The sequence below is a fragment of the Streptomyces sp. NPDC091377 genome (genome assembly GCF_044757045.1).
Lineage (GTDB): Bacteria > Actinomycetota > Actinomycetes > Streptomycetales > Streptomycetaceae > Streptomyces.
Window position 1 is genome coordinate 81,666 of sequence record NZ_JBIVUE010000020.1, and the last position, 16,534, is coordinate 98,199.

The window sequence follows — 16,534 nt, forward strand, 5'->3', positions numbered from 1 at the left end:
GAGGGAGGGGAACCGACATGCCCGACAGCCGGGCACACATACCGGATCTCGCACAGGCGACCGCCACAGCGCCGAGGACGCGGCGGTCGCCCGTCCGTGCCGCACGCCGCACCGGCCTGCTGGTCACCCTGATCCTGGGCGGACTCACCGCCACGCCCCCGCTGGCCATGGACATGTACCTCCCGGCGCTGCCGGAGGTCACCGACTCCCTGCACGCCCCCGCCGCGACCGTCCAGCTCACCCTCACCGCCTGCCTCGCCGGCATGGCGCTGGGCCAGCTCGTGGTCGGCCCGATGAGCGACCGCTGGGGCCGGCGCCGCCCGCTGCTGGCCGGACTCGCCCTCTACGTCGTCGCCACCCTGCTGTGCGCGTTCGCCCCCACCGTCGAGGCGCTCATCGCCTTCCGGCTGGTGCAGGGCCTCGCGGGTTCGGCCGGCATCGTCATCGCGCGGGCCGTCGTCCGCGATCTCTACGACGGTGTGGAGATGGCCCGGTTCTTCTCCACCCTCATGCTGATCTCCGGGGTCGCGCCGATCGTGGCGCCGCTGATCGGCGCGCAGATCCTGCGGGGCACCGACTGGCGGGGCGTGTTCCTCGTCCTCACCGTCGTCGGCGTGCTGCTCGCCCTCGTCGTCTCGGCGCGACTGCCCGAGACCCTCGCACCGGCCGACCGGCACGCGGGCGGGGTCGGACAGGCGCTGCGCGCCATGCGCGGGCTCCTCGCCGACCCGCCCTTCGCCGGGTACATGCTCGCGGGCGGTTTCGCCTTCGCCTCGCTGTTCGCGTACATCGCCGCCTCCCCGTTCGTGGTCCAGGAGATCTACGGCGCCTCCGCGCAGACGTACAGCCTGCTGTTCGGGCTCAACTCCATCGGCCTGGTGATCTGCGGCCAGATCAACGGACGGGTGCTGGTCGGCCGGGTCAGCCTGGACCGGGTCCTCGCCGTCGGCCTCGGCATCGTCGTCCTCGCCGCGACGGCCCTGCTGCTGATGACCTCCGGGGTCTTCGGCGAGGTCGGCCTGTGGCCGGTCGCGGGCGGCCTGTTCGTGCTGATGTCGGCCATGGGCCTCACCCTGCCCAACGCCCAGACCCTCGCCCTGCTGCGGGTCAAGCACGCCGCCGGGTCCGCCTCCGCGCTGCTCGGCACGTCGTCCTTCCTCATCGGCGCGATCGCCTCACCGCTGGTCGGGGTCGCCGGGGAGCACACCGCCGTCCCGATGGCCGTCGTCCAACTGGCCGCCGCGCTGTTGGCGGTGGGCTGCTTCCTGGGAATGTGCCGTCCGTGGACCGGCCGGGACGCCCCGCGGACCCCCGCGCGCACGGAACCGACCGCGGGGGAGGAGAGCTGAGCACCGCCAGGCTGCGCGACGGCACCCCGGAGCGCGCCGGACTCGACCCGGCCGAGATCGCCCTCCTCGTCCGGGAGACGCGCGCCCTCACCGACGGCCCGCGGCCCTGGGCACCCGGCGTGGTCGTGATCGCCGGGCGCGGCCCGGTGGTCGCGGTCCGGGAGGCGGCCGGGTACGCGGTCCGGTACGCGGCCCACGACCCGAAGAGCGGCGCCGGGATCGAACTCCCGCCGGAGCGGCGGGTGCCGATGACCCTCGACACCCCCTTCGACGTGGCGTCCCTCACCAAGCTGTGCACCACGCTCGCCGCCGTCCAGCAGATCGAACGGGGCACCCTCGGCATCGACGCGCTGGTGGGCGCCTACCTCCCCGACTTCCGGGGCGTCGCCCGGCACGGCGTCACCGTACGGCAACTGCTCACCCACACCTCCGGGCTGCGGCCCGAGGCCCCGCTGTACCACTGCGTCGACGCGGCCGGCCGGATGGCGCTGCTGCGCGCGCAGGAACCCGTCGCCCGGCCCGGCGTCCACCTCTACTCCGACCTGAACATGCTGATCCTCCAGCACGTCCTCGAACGGGTCTCGGGCCGCGCCCTGGACGTCCTCGTCCGCGACGGCATCACCCGCCCGCTCGGCATGACCGCCACCGGCTACGGCCCCCGGCCCGGCGCGGCGGCCACCGAGGACCAGCGCAGGCCCTGGGCCAAGGCCGACCGGGGCATGCTGCGCGGCGAGGTCCACGACGAGAACGCCTGGGCGCTCGGCGGGGTCGCCGGACACGCGGGCCTGTTCTCCACCGGCCGCGATCTCGCCGTGCTGTGCCGCGCCCTGCTCGCGGGCGGCGCGTACGGTCCCGCCCGCTTCCTCGGCTCCGACTTCGTGGACCTCCTCCTTGCCCCGCCCGGCCTCGGCTTCGCCGTCGACCAGCCCTGGTTCATGGGTGAGCTGTCCGGCCGGGGCGCCGCCGGGCACACCGGCTTCACCGGCACGTCCCTCGTCCTCGACCGCGCCACCGACACGTTCCTGATCCTGCTGGCCAACACGGTCCACCCGGTCCGCCGCCCCGCCGACAGCCGCCCCCGGGCAGCGGCGGCCACCCGTCTGGCGCGGGCGGTCCGGGGCCGGCCGGCGGGACAGCCCGGCGGTCCGGCTCCGTCCCCGTAGCTGAGAGAATCGCACGGTGAACGCCGCCCTGTCCGTCCCCGAATCGCTCCGTGCCGCCCTCGCCGGGCTGCTCGACGGGCTGCCGCCGAAACAGGCCGCGCAGGCGGTCGAGCGGCTGATCGCCACCTACCGGGGCCGGACCCCGACCGACGCGCCGATCCTGCGGGACCGGGCGGACGTCGCGGCCTACGCCGCCTACCGGATGCCCGCCACCTTCGCGGCGGTCAGCGCCGCGCTGGACGCGTTCGCCGAGGCGGTGCCCGGCTGGACGCCCGGCACCCATGTCGACGTGGGCGGCGGGACCGGGGCGGCGACCTGGGCCGTCAGCGCCACCTGGGCCGGGGAGCGGGCGGTCACCGTCCTCGACTGGGCCGAGCCCGCGCTCGCCCTCGGCCGTGAGCTGGCCGCCGCCAACCCGGCGCTGCGCGGGGCCCGCTGGCAGCGCGCCCGGATCGGCACCGGGCTCACCCTGGACAGCGCCGACCTCGTGACCGTCTCGTACGTCCTCGGCGAGCTGACCGGGGACGACCGCGACGCCCTGATCGACAGCGCCGCCTCCGCCGCGCGGGCCGTCGTCGTCATCGAGCCCGGCACCCCCGACGGCTACGGCCGGATCATCGCCGCCCGGGACCGCCTGGTCGCCGCCGGGTTCCGGATCGCCGCGCCCTGTCCGCACAGCGCCGCCTGCCCCATCGTGCCGGGCACGGACTGGTGCCACTTCTCGGCCCGGGTCAGCCGCTCCTCCCTGCACCGCCAGGTCAAGGGCGGCTCACTGGCGTACGAGGACGAGAAGTTCGCCTATGTCGCCGCCACCCGCCTGCCCTGCGCGCCCGCCCCCGCCCGGGTCGTCCGCAAACCGCAATTGCGCAAGGGCCAGGTGCTGCTGGAACTGTGCGAGCGGGAGGAACGGCTCGCCCGTACGACGGTGACCAAGCGTCACGGCGACCTCTACAAAGCCGCCCGCGACGCCGCGTGGGGGGACATCTGGCCCCCGCACGGGGCGTAGCGGGCGGGATCAGGGACGATCCGGGAAGAATCCGGACTATCCCTCGGTACGTCCGCTCTCCTGGCCGACCTGGCTCTTCTGGCCCTCTTGGCCGTCCTGGCCGTCCTGGCCCTTCAGGACGTCCTGGCCCTCCTGCCCCTCTTGGCCTTCTTGGCCTTCCTGGCCTTCCTGCTGTTTCGCCTGGAGCTTGCGCAGCAGTTCGCGCTTCTGCGCCTGCGCGTCCTGGTCGGCGCCGAACCGGTCGCCGCCCTTGCCGCCGCGCAGCGCCTTGCGGCCGAGGTTGGCGCGAGTGCCACCGACTCCGAGCATGTTTCCTGAGCCACGGCTCATGGGGGTTCCTTCCGTCGAGTCCAACGCGTCCACCCAGCAAGCGAGACGTAGCGTCTCATCTCGGTGTCGCCCCCCAGGGTTCGCGAGACGCAGCGTCTTGTCAACCTGATAAATTCGAGGCATGGCAACCACCGGACCCGAGAGCCGAACCGCCCCCGACGCCTCCCGCCGCAGCGAGAAGTCCCGTCGCGCAATCTACGCCGCCGCCATGGAACTGGTCGTCGAGAGCGGTTACGCCAAGACCACGATCGAGGGAATCGCCGCCCGCGCCGGAGTCGGCAAGCAGACCATCTACCGCTGGTGGTCGTCCAAGGCCGACGTCCTCATGGAGGCGTTCCTCGACCTCGCCGAACAGACGTCGGAGCAGACCGGTGCCGCGGCCCCCGACCAGCGGCCCCTCCCGGACACCGGCGACCTCGCCGCCGATCTGAAACTCGTGCTCCGCGCGACCGTCGACGAACTCAAGGACCCCCGCTTCCAGGCGATCTCCCGGGCCCTGGCCTCCGAGGGCGTCGCCGACGAGGCGCTCGGCCGGGAGTTCTTCACCAAGTTCCTCGAACCGTCCCTCCAGCTCTACGTCCAGCGCCTGCGCGCCGCCCAGGACGCCGGCCAGGTCCGCCCCGACGTGGACCCCCGGATCGCCCTGGAACTCTTCGTCTCCCCGCTCGCCCAGCGCTGGCTCCAGTTCACCGGGCCGCTCTCCCACGACTACACGGACGCCCTGGTCGACTACGCGCTGTACGGGATCGCCCCCCGGTAGCTCCCGGCACGGCACCCGATGCCACCTCCGCCGGAGGTGCTCCGCTGTCTCCCGGATGTCGGCTCCGCACCCCCGGAGCGCACGAGGGTGGGACCATAGGGCATGCTGTCGGCACAACGGCGAGGCGAGGGGACAGATGAGCGCGGAGTTCGGCGGCCGTCCCGGCCGACAGGGCAAAATCAGCCAGTGGCTGCGCGGACGTCGCCCGAAGGAGACCTCCACGGACGACGGCGGACGGGAGGCCCTGCTGCTCGCCGCCGCCGCGGCCGGACTGCCGCTGGCCCCCGCCGCGCACCCGGCCCCCGGCTACCGCTGCTCGTGCGACCGGGTCGGCTGTCCCACCCCCGCACGGCACCCGGTGTCATTCGCCTGGCAGACCCAGTCCACCACCGACCGCGCCCAGATCGAGCGCTGGGCCCGCCACCAGCCGCAGGCCAACTTCATCACCGCCACCGGCATGGTCCACGACGTCCTCGACGTACCGCTCCAGGCGGGGCGCGAGGCACTGGCGGGGCTGCTCGCCGCGGGCGTGGAGGTCGGCCCGGTCGCCGAGAGCGACGACGGCCGTATGCAGTTCTTCACCCTCACCCGCGGCACCCCCGAGGACGAGGACGAGTGGTGGCCCTGTGAGCTGGACTGCCACCCCGAGACCATGGACGAGCACCCGGGCCTGCGCTGGCACTGCCGCGGCTCCTACGTCCTGGTCCCCCCGGCCCGGCTGCTCGGCGACGACCAGGGCATGCGCTGGGTCCGCGGCCCGGAGCACGAGCTACCCGATCCGCTGACCCTGCTGGAACACCTCACGGACGCCTGCGCCCGGCACGTCGGCACGGAGTCCGACCACGCGTCCGTCGCCTGGCCCTCGCGCCGCTGACCACACCACCACGGCCGTCGGCCCCTGGGGCTCACTCGCCCCGGGGCTCACTCGCCCTGGGCCGACGTCAGCCCCTGGATCCGGCCCAGCACCGACACCCGCTGCTCCCCGGCGCCCCGCTTCGGGTTCAGCACCACCTCGTTGGAGACGAACTCCATCGTCAGCGACTGCTTGATCTCGCCCTTCGTCAGCGCGAGCACATCGTCGTTCGGGGTGGGCACGGTGGAACCCGTGTGCGCGGTCTGCTTCTCGAAGTGCCGGGTGGCGAAGAAGACCAGCGCCCCGCCGTCCTCGGTGCGCAGCGCGAGCGGCGCGTAGTCGCCGTCGCCCAGCGGCTCGTCGATGTACTGCGTCGCCAGGCCCGGCCGGCTGCCGTTCTTCTCCCGCTTCTCCCGCCACGCGTCGGTGTGCGGCCCGGCGGCGAACCCCTCGCCGCCCTTCTTCAGATACGCCGAGTAGTCCCGGCTCAGATCCTCGGGCGCTATGGCCAGATCGGTGGACCGGGCCGGAACGGGCTCGGCCCAGCCGTCCTTGTCCTTCTTGAACGCGGGCACCGCGTCCGGCGCGACCAGCGTGAGGTAGGCCGCCTCCCACGGGTCGTCCAGGTCGTCGCGGGTGAACACGAACAGCCAGCGCGCCTCGCCGCCCTTGTTGGCCCGGGCGTCGGCGAGGAACCAGCGCGGCCAGCCCGCCTTCTTCGGAATGGTGAACCGCGCGTCCGACAGCGTCAGCGGCGCGTGCCCCGGATTGCCCTGCGGGCTGTTGGCCTTGCCCGCCTTGAGCCGGGCCGCGTCGATGGCACCGAACGGGCCGGTGACATGACCGGCGTCCAGCGAACTGTCGTACGCCTTGTCGGCCTTGTTGTACGCGTCCGTGAACTCCGCGAGCGCCTTCGCGGCCTCCGCCCGGCTGGTCGCCGGCAGCACCTCGCGCTCGCCGTGCACGACCACACATCCGCTCGCCGTGAGCGACAAAGCCGTCGCACAGGCCGCGATCAGTGCGCTCCGGTCAATCCTGCGGTGCCTGCGCGGCGTTCGCTGACCGCGATCCCTGCTCATCGGCTGACGTCACCTTCCCCTTCCCGGAGGCGAACCCTACCGGGGCGAAGAAGAACGCGAGGGTCGGGACCAGGTACAGCAGCCACACCGTGACCTGGACGACGGTCGGGTCCGGCTGGAAGTTGAACACCCCCTTGAGCAGGGTGCCGTACCAGCTGTCGGGCGGGATCGCACCGCTGATGTCGAACGCCTTGTCGGTGAGGCCGGGCAGCCAGTCGGCCTCCTGGAGGTCATGGGCGCCGTACGCCAGCACACCCGCCGCCACCACGACCAGCATGGCGCCGGTCCAGGTGAAGAACCGGGCCAGGTCGATGCGGAGCGCGCCCCGGTAGAACAGCCAGCCCAGCACCACGGCGGTGGCGATGCCGAGGGCCGCGCCGAGCAGCGGGCGCGGAGTGCCGTCCCCGGCCGCGCGCACCGACGTCCACACGAACAGCGCGGTCTCCAGACCCTCGCGGCCCACCGCGAGGAAGGCGGTGGCGACCAGCGCGCCCGTGCCCATCCGCAGGGCCGCGTCGAGCTTGCCGTGCAGCTCCGACCTCAGATGCCGGGCGGTGCGCCGCATCCAGAACACCATCCAGGTCACCAGGACCACGGCGAGGACCGACAGGATGCCGCCGAGCGCCTCCTGGGCCTCGAACGTCAGCTCCTGGGAGCCGAATTCGAGCGCGCAGCCGAAGCCGAGCGCCAGCGCGACGGCGACGCCGATCCCGGTCCAGACGGGTTTCAGCGCGTCCCGGCGCCCGGTCTTCACCAGATAGGCGATGAGGATGCAGACGACGAGACTGGCCTCAAGGCCCTCGCGCAGACCGATCAGATAGTTGGAGAACACGGGCTACGCCCCTTCGGCGTCGGGGGAGGTGGCGGGGGAGAAGAGCGACCGGCCCCACCAGTCGCCGCTGTCACGGACGCCCGGCGGGATCGCGAACACCGCCGAACCCACGTGCTGGATGTACGCGTTGAGCGCGTCCTTCGCGAGACCGCGCTGGACGGGGATGAAACCGGTACGCGGGTCGCGCTGGTAGGCGAGGAAGAACAGGCCCGCGTCGAGGCGGCCGAGCCCGTCCGTGCCGTCGGTGAAGGAGTAGCCGCGGCGCAGGAGGGTCGCCCCGGCGTTGGCGTCGGGGTGGGCGAGCCGGACATGGGCGTCGGGCAGCATGGCCTTGAGGAACGGCTCGTCGCGCTCGCGGGCCCTGCCGACCGGGGCGCCCTCGCCCTTGTCGCGGCCGATGATGTCCTCCTGCTCCTTCAGCGAGGCACGGTCCCAGGTCTCGATGTGCATCCGGATCCGCCGGGCGACCAGATAGGAGCCGCCGGTCATCCAGGCGGGCCCGTCCCGGTCGCCGACCCAGACGAACTCCTCCAGCCGGTCGGTCTCGGTGCCCGCGATGTTGCGGGTGCCGTCCTTGAACCCCATGAGGTTGCGCGGGGTCTGCTGGTCCGGGGTGGTGGAGGAGGTCTTGCCGAAGCCGAGCTGGGACCAGCGCACGACGACCTTGCCGAAGCCGATCCGGGCGAGATTGCGGACGGCGTGCACGGCCACCTGCGGGTCGTCGGCGCACGCCTGCACACAGAGGTCGCCGCCGCTGCGCCCGCGGTCGAGGTTGTCGCCCGCGAACCTCGGCAGTTCGGTGAGCGCGTCCGGCCGGGCACCGGCCAGCCCGAACCGCTCGAACAGGGACGGACCGAAGCCGATCGTCAGGGTCAGCCGCGAGGGCTTCAGGCCGAGGGCCTCGCCGGTGTCGTCGGGAGGGGCCTCGGGCAGTCCGCCGTAGCCGCCCTCGCCGACCGGCTGCCCGGCGGTCATCCGGCGGGCGGCCTCCGTCCAGTCCTTCAGCATCCCGACGAAGGCGGCGCGGTCCTCGGTCGTCACGTCGAACGCGGCGAAGTGCAGCCGGTCCTGGACGGGAGTGGCGATCCCGGCCTGGTGGGCGCCGTGGAAGGCGACGGCGCCGCCGGACGGCCCGGGGCCGTCGTCGGTGCGGGCCAGCGCGGCCGTGCCCCCGGCCGCGGCGGCACCGAGCGCGAGCCCGGCCCCGCCCCAGCCGATGAGCGCACGCCGGGACGGGCCCGAGGCGGATTCTCCCGTGGGCGGCTCGGCGGATTCTCCCGTGGGTCGCTCGGTGGATCCTTCGACGGGCTGCGTCATGGTGGCCGCCCCTACTTGACCACGACGGCGGCGGCCAGCTTGGACAGCGGCTCCGCGAGCGCGTTGACCGCGTCCGACAGCTCCTTGCGGTCGGCGGCGCCGACGGTGTCGTAGGAGACGAAGTCGTACGACGTCTTGTCCTCGCGGTACTCGTCCAGCAGCGTGTTCAGCGCGGCGAACTGCCGGTCCAGCTCGGTGACCAGCGCCGGGTCGTTCTCCCCGGCGACCGGCTTGAGCAGCTCGTAGGACGTCTGGGCGCCCTCGACATTGGCCTTGAAGTCGACCAGGTCGGTGTGGGAGTAGCGCTCCTCCTCGCCGGTGACCTTGCCGGTGGCGACCTCGTCGAGGAGTTCCTTGGCGCCGTTGGCCATGGAGGTCGGGGTGATCTCGGCCTTGCCGACCCGCCGCTGCCAGTCCGTCAGGTCGGTGATCAGCCGATCGGCGAGCCCGGAGTCGCGGTCGGTCAGCTTTCCGTCCTTCCACAGCGAGCGCTCCAGCCGGTGCCAGCCGGTCCAGTCCCGCTCCGGGTCCTGGCCGTCCTCCAGACCGTCCTCGCGCAGATCGACCTTGGGGTCGATGTCGCCGAACGACTCGGCGACCGGCTCGGTGCGCTCCCAGCCGATACGGGAGGGGGCGTACGCCGTGCGTGCCGCCCCGACGTCCCCGGCCTTCACCGCGTCGGCGAACTCCCGGGCGCGCGGCAGGGTCTCGTCCGCCTGCGTCTGCGCGTAGAGCCGGTAGGCGGCCACGGCCTTGTCCAGCCGCGGGTCGCGCGGGGCGGCGGTGCCCCCGGTGACCTTGATGTCCTGCCGGATGCCGTCGCCCTTCATGCCGGGCTTGCAGGCGATCCGGTAGTCACCGGCCTTCACCTCGGCGGTGACCCGCTGGGTGGTGCCGGGGCCGATGTTCTCCCGTTCGGTGACCACCCGGTCGTCGGGGAAGAGCAGATAGATCTCGTTGACCTTCGAGCCCTTGTTCTCGACGGCGATCTCGATGTGCCCGGCCGGGACCTCGGTCCGCGACACCTCGCAGGCGTCGTCCGTGGCGGTCACCTCGATGACATTGCCGCCGTCGCCCGAACCGCCCTTCTCGGTGCAGCCGGTGAGGGCGGTCAGCGCCACCGCCGCCGCGGTGGCGGTGGTGGCGGCGGTGGCGGCGAACGAGCGTCCGGCGGCGCGCATACGGGCTCCATCAGGCTGGCCGGACATCACTGTCGGCGGTCGGAAGGGTTGGGAAGGCTCGCCTAACTTAATGGAGCCTTACTTGCCCGATAACCGGCCGAACAGTGATTCAGCTCTCATGGACGGTGTAAGAGCACGGCCCGATCACAGTGGCCCAAAACAGATCCCACGGGGGAGTCAAGAATCCCTCCCGCGCGGTCAAGCCGGAGTCAAGGCTCCCGGCGCGGAGTCACCAGCACCGCGCCCGTGCGCGGATGCGCCAGCACCTCCACCGGCTGGTCGTACACCTCCGACAGCAGCCCCTCCGAGAACACCTCCGCCGGTGGCCCGTCGGCCGCGATCCGCCCCGCCCGCAGCACCGCCACCCGGTGCGCGTACGCCGCCGCGAGCCCCAGGTCGTGCAGGACGACCACCACCGCGTCGCCCGCCCGCGCCCGCTCCCGGCACAGCCGCAGCACCAACTCCTGGTGCTTGAGGTCCAGCGCCGCCGTCGGCTCGTCGAGCAGCAGCAGCGGCGCCCGCTGGGCCAGCACCCGGGCCAGCGCCACCCGGGCCCGCTCGCCGCCGCTCAGCGCCGAGAACGGGCGGGCGGCGAACGCGGTCACCTCGGTCGCGGCCATCGCCTCGGCCACCACCCGCTCGTCGTCGTCCTGGTCCACCGCGGCCCAGGGCGCCCGGCCCATCCGGACCACCTCCGCCACCGAGAACGGGAAGGACAGCGCCGCCGACTGCGGCAGCACCGCCCGGCGCAGCGCCAGTTCCGCCGCCGGCCACGCGGGCGCCGGACGCCCATGGATCCGTACGGTCCCCTCGACGGCCGGGACGTCGGCGGACAGCGCGCCCAGCAGGGTGGACTTGCCCGCCCCGTTGGGGCCGACCAGGGCCAGCACCTCGCCCGCCCGGACCGTGACCCCGACCTCCGTCAGGACCTCCCGGTCACCGAGCCGCACCGTCAGGCCCTCCGCCTCGGCGAGCACCTCCCCGGCCACCGGGGCGGCCGGGGGAGCGGGGCGGCGCGGACGCAGCCGGAACGCGCGCCGGGCGCGGACCGCCCGGGGATCACCGACCGTGGACCTCATGCCCAGCCTCCTTGCCTACGACGGGTGCGGCGCAGCAGCCAGAAGAAGAACGGGCTGCCCACCAGCGCGGTCAGTACCCCGAGCGGCAACTCGGCGGGGGCGGCCAGGGTGCGGGCCGCGAGGTCGGCGCCGAGCAGCACCAGCGCACCGCCCAGCGCGCTGCCCGGCACCAGGAAGCGATGCCCGGGCCCGGCCGTCATCCGCAGCAGATGCGGTACGACGAGACCGACGAAGCCGATGACTCCGGCGACGCTCACCGCCGCCGCCGTCAGCAGCGCGACCACCAGGATCAGCACGATCCGCAGCCGCTCCACCTCCACGCCCAGATGCCGGGCGGGCCGGTCGCCGAGCGCGAGCAGATCGAGCTTGCGCGCGTACGCCGGCGCGATCATCAGCCCGAGCAGCGCGCACGGCAGCACCGCCAGCACCTTCGGCCAGGTCGCCTGGGACAGGGAGCCGAGCTGCCAGAAGGTGATCTGGTTCACGGCCGCGGTGTCCGCGAGGAAGATGAACAGCCCGACCAGCGCCCCGCAGAACGCGTTCACCGCGATACCGGTCAGGATCAGGGTCACCACCTCCGTACGGCCGCCCGCGCGGGACATCCCGTAGACCAGCAGTACGGTCGCCAGCCCGGCGACGAACGCCATCGCGGGCAGGGTCCAGTTGCCGAAGAAGCTCAGGCCCAGCGCGATGCAGGCGACCGCGCCGACCGCCGCGCCGAGCGAGACCCCGATGGTGCCGGGCTCGGCGAGCGGGTTGCCGAACACGCCCTGCATCAGCGCGCCCGCGCAGCCGAGCGAGGCACCGACGAGCAGGGCGAGCACGATCCGGGGGAACCGGACGTTCCACAGCACCGACTCGGCGACCCGGTCCAGCGCGTGGCCGCCGAGGCCCGCCTTGTGCTGCACGGAGGAGAGGACGTCCCCCACGGGGATCGGATAGGCGCCGATCCCGGCGGCCACCGGCACCAGGACCAGCAGCCCGGCGACGAGGAGAAGGGTGAGCAGCCAGGCCGGGCCGCGGCGGACCCGGGGGGCGGCCCCGGGCGGGGCGGTCGCCTTCCCGACGGGCGCGTCGGACTCCGCGGGAGGGGAACTGCGGGCGTTCTCCAGAGCCGTCACCTTCCCTCACCCTCGTAGAGCTGGTCGATCACGGAGGCGAGCACCTGGTCGGTGCGCGGGCCGTAGTTGAGCAGCACCCCGTCCTCGACCGACACGATCCGCCGGTCCAGTCCGGCCGGGGTCTGGGCGACCCCCGGCACCTTCGCCAGCCCCTCGACCCCGCCGACGGACTCAAGTCCCTTGGCCATGACGAGGATCGCGTCCGGCGCGGCCTTCACCAGGGCCTCACTGGTGATCGGTGTGAAGTCCTCGGTCAGTCCGGACGCGGCCCCGGCGTCCACCCCGCCGGCCGCCTCGATCAGCGAACCGGCCCCGGAGCCGGCCCCGCCGAGCAGATAGACGGAGGCCGAGCCCCGCAGATAGAGGAAGGCCACCCGCGGTTCGGGTCCGGCTGCCGGGGCTTCCTCCCGTACGGCGGCGATCCGCCGCTCGGAACGCTCGGTCAGCGCCTCGCCCGAGGACGGTACGCCGAGCGCCCCGGCCACCGCCCGGATGCGCGGGCCGATGTCGGCGAGGCCCTTCGCCGGGGCGATCGTCAGCACCGGCACCCCGGCCGCGCGGAGCTGGTCCATCGCCTCCACGGGGCCGCTCGTGGTCTCGGCGAGCACCAGGTCGGGCCGGAGCGAGAGCACGCCCTCGGCGGAGACGTCATGGCCGCGCGTGACCAGCGGAAGCTTCTCGGCCTGGGCGAAGGTGGCCGACACATCGCGGCCGACGACCCGTTCGCCGAGCCCGAGGCTGAAGACGATCTCGCTCAGCGAGCCGGAGAGCGGCACGATCCGCTCGGCCGCGCGGACGGTCAGCCGCCCGCCGTCCGCCGAGGCGACGGTGACGGGGAGCTTCGGGGCGGCGGGGTCGGCGAGTGGCTCGATCCGGTCGGCGGGGGCCGACTTCGCCGCCTTCGCCGCACCCGCCGCCTCGGCCGACGGGCCGGTGCCGCCGCCGGTGCCGCCGCCCGTGCCGGTCGCGGCCGTACAGCCCGCCGTGGTCAGAGAGAGCACCGCCAGCAGGGCTCCTGCCAGTCGTGTGCGCAAGGGTCGCACCGTCTCATTCCTCTCCGCACCGGACCTTCCGGAATCGCTCGATGGAGTTTAGGTTAGCCTTACCTTGCTGGCTAGATCGCATCGGTTCCTGGCCGGTTTCTTTCGCTGACCCCTGCGTGGTGGACGGTCCCTGTGCGGCCCCCACGCCCGCTGTCGCGCGCCGTCGTCCGTTCGGAGGTCCGTCATGTCCCCACCCCCGCCGCCCTCGCCGCCTCTGCCGCCTCTGCCGTCCCTGTCGCCCCTGTCGCCCCTGCCGTCCTCGCTGTCCTCGCCGTCCTCGCTGTCCCGCCGTCAGGGTCGGCCCGGGGGTCGTCGGTACGGCTGGATCGCGGTGCTGTGCCTCGCCGTGCTCGGGGCGCTGCTGCCGGCCGGTGCCGCGTCGGCCGCGAGCAGCCCGGTCCAGGGCGGGCGGCTGGACTGGGGCATCAAGGCGTCCTTCCAGACGTATGTCACCGGGCCCATCGCGCAGGGGAGTTACACCCTGACGGGCGGTGCGGCGACGGTCGGGGCGAGTCAGTTCCGGTTCCACTCGGCGACCGGTTCGTACGACGGGGGCACCGGGGCGTTCCGTGCCGGGTTCTCCGGCGGGGTGCGCTTCCTCGGGCACCGCACGGACTCCGGTGCCCACGAACTGGACATGACCATCAGCCGGCCCACCGTCCGCGTCTCCGGCGGCAGCGGCACCCTGTACGCGGACGTCACCAGCAAGGCGAAGGGCACGGGGGCGGTCACGACGTCCCGTCAGGTGCCCTTCGCCTCCCTCTCCCTGGGCGGGATCGACATGAAGGGCGGCGGTACGGCCGTCGCGCTGAACAATCTGCCCGCCACCCTCACCGCCGAGGGCGCCAAGTCCTTCGCCGGTTACTACTCGGCCGGGACCCCGCTGGACCCGGTGAGCCTCTCCGCGGACATCGCGGCGACCCCGAAGACCTCGGCGCCGGGGGCGGGCAAGTCCCCTGGTGAGAAGGGGGAGAAGGGCGAGAAGGGGGGCGCGAAGGACGCGCAGGGCAAGGGGGGTGCCGCCGGGAAGCCGGTGCGGGACGGGGCCGTCGACTGGGGGGTGCGCCGCACCTATCGCGAGTACGTCACCGGGGACATCGCCCAGGGCGAGTGGACGCTGTCGTCCGGCGCTCAGGACGGTGGCGCGCTGTTCCGCTTCCCCGATGGTGAAGGGACGTACACCGGCGGAGACCTGAAAACCGAGTTCACAGGCGAGATCCGTTTCACCGGAGCACACGGCCTCGATCTGCGGCTGAGCGGTTTCCGGGTCACCGTCACCGACGGCAGGGGCACGCTCCACGCCGACGTGGACGGCAAGGGCGTGAAGAGCGCCGGTGAGGTCCCCCTCGTCACCTTCGCCGCCAGGGACCTCAAGCCCGAGGACGGTCTGGTCACCCTCACCGAGGCCCCGACGAAGCTCACCGCGAGCGGCGCCGAGGCGTTCGGCGGGATGTATCAGAAGGGCACCGAGATGGACCCGGTCTCCCTCGCCGTCGCCCTCACCGAGGACGCGAAGCTCCCCGCCCTCCCCGACCTCGGCAGCCCGGCGTCCCCCGGCCCCGAGCGGTCGGCCGCGAGTGACCGGGCGGACCCCTCCACCGAGCCGGTCGCGAACGCCGGTGACGGCTCGGGCTTCCCCACCCTGCCCGTCACCCTCGCCGCCGCCCTGCTGCTGGCCGTGGCCGCGGCCCTGGCCTATGTCCTGCGCACCCGCAGCACCGGCAGCACCCGCACCCGCAGCACCCGCAGCACCGGCAGCACCGGTCGCACGGACCGCACCGGCCGCACCGACGCCACCGACAACACCGGCGCCACCGACCGCACCCCCACCACAGACAGCTGAACCTCCCTCCCCCCCCACACCCCTCCCCGAACACCCGACTCATCAGGAGATCGACCCCATGCCCAGCAGAACCCGCCGCCGTACCACCGCCCTGGCCGCCGCCGTCGCCACGGCCGCCGCGCTCGGCGCCACCGCCCTGGCCACGGCCGCCGCCCCGCCCGCCACTGCGGCCGGTGTCCCGCTCAGCGGCTACGAACTGACCTGGGGCATCAAGCAGACGTACCGCACGTACGTCACCACTTACGCGAGCGGCAGCTTCACCCCGGCGGCCGGGGCCTCGCAGGCGGCGGACAACGGCGCCTTCACCTTCACCGAGGGCTCCGGCACCTACGACCCCACCGCCCACACCATCGCCCTCGGCTTCCAGGGCTCCCTGAAGATCGAGTCCAAGCAGCACGGCTTTGAGATCACCCTGTCCGACGTCCGGCTCGACACCGCGGACGCCGAGATCACCGCCGATGTGACCCGGGCCGGCACCACCACCCAGGACGTGCCGCTAGCCGACGTCACCGTCACCCGCGCGATGAAGGACATGGCGACCACGTTGACGAAGGAGGCCGCCGACGTCTTCGGCAGCGCGCACTACGCGGGCGCGGCCGGCGACCCCCTGACGGTCGTGGAGAAGAAGAAGCCGGAGCCCGAGCCGACCCCGACGCCCACCGGCTCCCCGACCGGTTCGCCCTCCCCGTCGCCCACCGCCACGCGGAGCCCGAGCCCCACCCCGACCGGCGGCACCTCGCCCTCCGGCAGCCCCAGCCCCAGCCCCACCGCCACCGCGCCGACCGGGGCGCCGGTGAAGGGCGACCTCTCCGACGGCACCCTGCGCTGGGGTGTGAAGGAATCCTTCCGCTCGTACGTCGTGGACGGCGTCGCCCAGGGGGACATCACGGTCTCCGGCGGTGCCTCGCAGGCCGCGGGCAACGGGGTGTTCACCTTCCCGGACGCGACCGGCGCCTACGACCTGGACGCCGACACCCTCACCGCCGAGTTCCAGGGCGCGGTGAACTTCAAGGGCCACAAGTCGGGCGGCGCGTACGGACTCGACCTGACCCTCAGCGAGGTGCGGGCCACCCTGGACGGCGGCAGCGGTGAACTCACCGCCGATGTCACCAGCCTCGGCAAGAAGACCGAGGACGTCGTCCTCGCCGACCTCGAGGCCCCCTCCGCCGATCTGACCGCGAAGAACGACGTGATCAGCCTCAGCGGCATCACGACGAAGGTCACCGCGGCCGGCGAGAAGGCGTTCACCGGCTTCTACAAGAAGGGCGAGGCCCTCGACCCGGTCGCGCTGCATGTGGCACTGACCGAGGGCGCCGAACTCCCCGACGGCGAAGGCGGCTCGGGCGGCACCGGTGGCACCGGCGGTTCCGGCACCGGCTCCGGCGGCACCACGGGCGGGGCCGGCACCACGGGCGGGGCCGGCACCACGGGCTCCACCTCCGGCGGTCTCACCGGCGACCTGGCCGCCACCGGCTCGGACGTCCCCGTGGCCGCCCTCGGCACCGCGGCGGCCCTCACGGTCGTGGCGGGCGCGGGCGTGGTCCTGGCGGTGCGTAAGCGCCGTACCCAGGCGTGACC

Annotated in this window: 15 protein-coding genes; 7 read left to right on the plus strand and 8 right to left on the minus strand. The window is 73.5% G+C overall.

Annotated elements, in window-relative coordinates; genetic code table 11:
• Positions 1-17: 17 nt before the first annotated feature.
• From ACIQNG_RS32465 to ACIQNG_RS32475, 3 genes are read left to right on the plus strand one after another with little or no spacing between them, the layout of a single operon-like run.
• A complete protein-coding gene (locus ACIQNG_RS32465; RefSeq protein WP_401489976.1) occupies positions 18-1,349 on the plus strand; it encodes a multidrug effflux MFS transporter in 1,332 nt (443 codons plus the stop codon).
• A complete protein-coding gene (locus ACIQNG_RS32470; RefSeq protein WP_401489978.1) occupies positions 1,274-2,512 on the plus strand; it encodes a serine hydrolase domain-containing protein in 1,239 nt (412 codons plus the stop codon). Before ACIQNG_RS32465 ends, ACIQNG_RS32470 begins: the two co-directional genes overlap by 76 nt.
• A gap of 16 nt (positions 2,513-2,528) precedes the next feature.
• Positions 2,529-3,518 (plus strand): small ribosomal subunit Rsm22 family protein, encoded by a 990-nt coding sequence (locus ACIQNG_RS32475; protein ID WP_401489979.1) that lies wholly within the window; start codon positions 2,529-2,531, stop codon positions 3,516-3,518.
• 36 nt (positions 3,519-3,554) lie between these two features.
• On the opposite strand, the gene ACIQNG_RS32480 is transcribed toward ACIQNG_RS32475, so the two are convergent.
• A complete protein-coding gene (locus ACIQNG_RS32480) occupies positions 3,555-3,848 on the minus strand; it encodes a DUF6243 family protein (RefSeq protein WP_401489981.1) in 294 nt (97 codons plus the stop codon).
• Positions 3,849-3,969: 121 nt separating this feature from the next.
• Here ACIQNG_RS32480 and ACIQNG_RS32485 point away from each other — a divergent pair, with 121 nt between their 5' ends.
• Together ACIQNG_RS32485 and ACIQNG_RS32490 are read left to right on the plus strand one after the other, a co-directional pair.
• On the plus strand, positions 3,970-4,608 hold the full coding sequence (locus ACIQNG_RS32485; protein WP_401426677.1) for a TetR/AcrR family transcriptional regulator: 639 nt from the start codon (positions 3,970-3,972) through the stop codon (positions 4,606-4,608).
• A 136-nt stretch (positions 4,609-4,744) separates the two neighbouring features.
• Positions 4,745-5,482 carry a bifunctional DNA primase/polymerase gene (locus ACIQNG_RS32490; protein ID WP_401426679.1) on the plus strand — a complete coding sequence of 246 codons (738 nt, stop codon included), beginning with the start codon at positions 4,745-4,747 and terminating at the stop codon, positions 5,480-5,482.
• Between the two features lie 47 nt (positions 5,483-5,529).
• Here the strand turns inward: ACIQNG_RS32490 and ACIQNG_RS32495 are convergent, their stop codons facing one another.
• From ACIQNG_RS32495 to ACIQNG_RS32525, 7 genes are all read right to left on the minus strand, one after another.
• Complete coding sequence (locus ACIQNG_RS32495) at positions 5,530-6,540, minus strand: hypothetical protein (RefSeq protein ID WP_401489985.1); 1,011 nt, start codon at positions 6,538-6,540, stop codon at positions 5,530-5,532.
• Positions 6,491-7,372: an iron uptake transporter permease EfeU gene (gene efeU / locus ACIQNG_RS32500; RefSeq protein WP_401426685.1), complete on the minus strand. Its 882-nt coding sequence runs from the start codon at positions 7,370-7,372 to the stop codon at positions 6,491-6,493. The genes ACIQNG_RS32495 and efeU overlap by 50 nt, the downstream gene beginning before the upstream one ends.
• Before the next feature lie 3 nt (positions 7,373-7,375).
• Positions 7,376-8,689 carry an iron uptake transporter deferrochelatase/peroxidase subunit gene (gene efeB, locus ACIQNG_RS32505; RefSeq protein WP_401489987.1) on the minus strand — a complete coding sequence of 438 codons (1,314 nt, stop codon included), beginning with the start codon at positions 8,687-8,689 and terminating at the stop codon, positions 7,376-7,378.
• Between the two features lie 11 nt (positions 8,690-8,700).
• Positions 8,701-9,870 (minus strand): iron uptake system protein EfeO, encoded by a 1,170-nt coding sequence (gene efeO, locus ACIQNG_RS32510; RefSeq protein ID WP_401489990.1) that lies wholly within the window; start codon positions 9,868-9,870, stop codon positions 8,701-8,703.
• Between the two features lie 209 nt (positions 9,871-10,079).
• Positions 10,080-10,949 carry a heme ABC transporter ATP-binding protein gene (locus ACIQNG_RS32515; protein ID WP_401426694.1) on the minus strand — a complete coding sequence of 290 codons (870 nt, stop codon included), beginning with the start codon at positions 10,947-10,949 and terminating at the stop codon, positions 10,080-10,082.
• A complete protein-coding gene (locus tag ACIQNG_RS32520; RefSeq protein ID WP_401490063.1) occupies positions 10,946-11,956 on the minus strand; it encodes a FecCD family ABC transporter permease in 1,011 nt (336 codons plus the stop codon). Before ACIQNG_RS32520 ends, ACIQNG_RS32515 begins: the two co-directional genes overlap by 4 nt.
• A gap of 110 nt (positions 11,957-12,066) precedes the next feature.
• Complete coding sequence (locus ACIQNG_RS32525) at positions 12,067-13,104, minus strand: hemin ABC transporter substrate-binding protein (RefSeq protein WP_401489993.1); 1,038 nt, start codon at positions 13,102-13,104, stop codon at positions 12,067-12,069.
• Positions 13,105-13,297: 193 nt separating this feature from the next.
• Here ACIQNG_RS32525 and ACIQNG_RS32530 point away from each other — a divergent pair, with 193 nt between their 5' ends.
• Entirely contained in the window at positions 13,298-14,956 is a 1,659-nt protein-coding gene (locus tag ACIQNG_RS32530) for an HtaA domain-containing protein (protein ID WP_401489995.1), read from the plus strand.
• A gap of 58 nt (positions 14,957-15,014) precedes the next feature.
• A complete protein-coding gene (locus ACIQNG_RS32535) occupies positions 15,015-16,532 on the plus strand; it encodes an HtaA domain-containing protein (protein ID WP_401489998.1) in 1,518 nt (505 codons plus the stop codon).
• The last annotated feature ends 2 nt before the right edge of the window (positions 16,533-16,534 follow it).

Bases quoted from the DNA above. Each gene is read 5' to 3' on its own strand.
- ACIQNG_RS32465 (WP_401489976.1), top strand. From the start codon at position 18: ATGCCCGACAGCCGGGCACACATACCGGATCTCGCACAGGCGACCGCC.
- ACIQNG_RS32480 (WP_401489981.1), bottom strand. From the start codon at position 3,848: ATGAGCCGTGGCTCAGGAAACATGCTCGGAGTCGGTGGCACTCGCGCC.
- ACIQNG_RS32490 (WP_401426679.1), top strand. From the start codon at position 4,745: ATGAGCGCGGAGTTCGGCGGCCGTCCCGGCCGACAGGGCAAAATCAGC.
- ACIQNG_RS32515 (WP_401426694.1), bottom strand. From the start codon at position 10,949: ATGAGGTCCACGGTCGGTGATCCCCGGGCGGTCCGCGCCCGGCGCGCG.
- ACIQNG_RS32495 (WP_401489985.1), bottom strand. From the start codon at position 6,540: ATGAGCAGGGATCGCGGTCAGCGAACGCCGCGCAGGCACCGCAGGATT.
- efeB (WP_401489987.1), bottom strand. From the start codon at position 8,689: ATGACGCAGCCCGTCGAAGGATCCACCGAGCGACCCACGGGAGAATCC.
- ACIQNG_RS32530 (WP_401489995.1), top strand. From the start codon at position 13,298: ATGTCCCCACCCCCGCCGCCCTCGCCGCCTCTGCCGCCTCTGCCGTCC.
- ACIQNG_RS32485 (WP_401426677.1), top strand. From the start codon at position 3,970: ATGGCAACCACCGGACCCGAGAGCCGAACCGCCCCCGACGCCTCCCGC.
- ACIQNG_RS32535 (WP_401489998.1), top strand. From the start codon at position 15,015: ATGCCCAGCAGAACCCGCCGCCGTACCACCGCCCTGGCCGCCGCCGTC.
- efeO (WP_401489990.1), bottom strand. From the start codon at position 9,870: ATGCGCGCCGCCGGACGCTCGTTCGCCGCCACCGCCGCCACCACCGCC.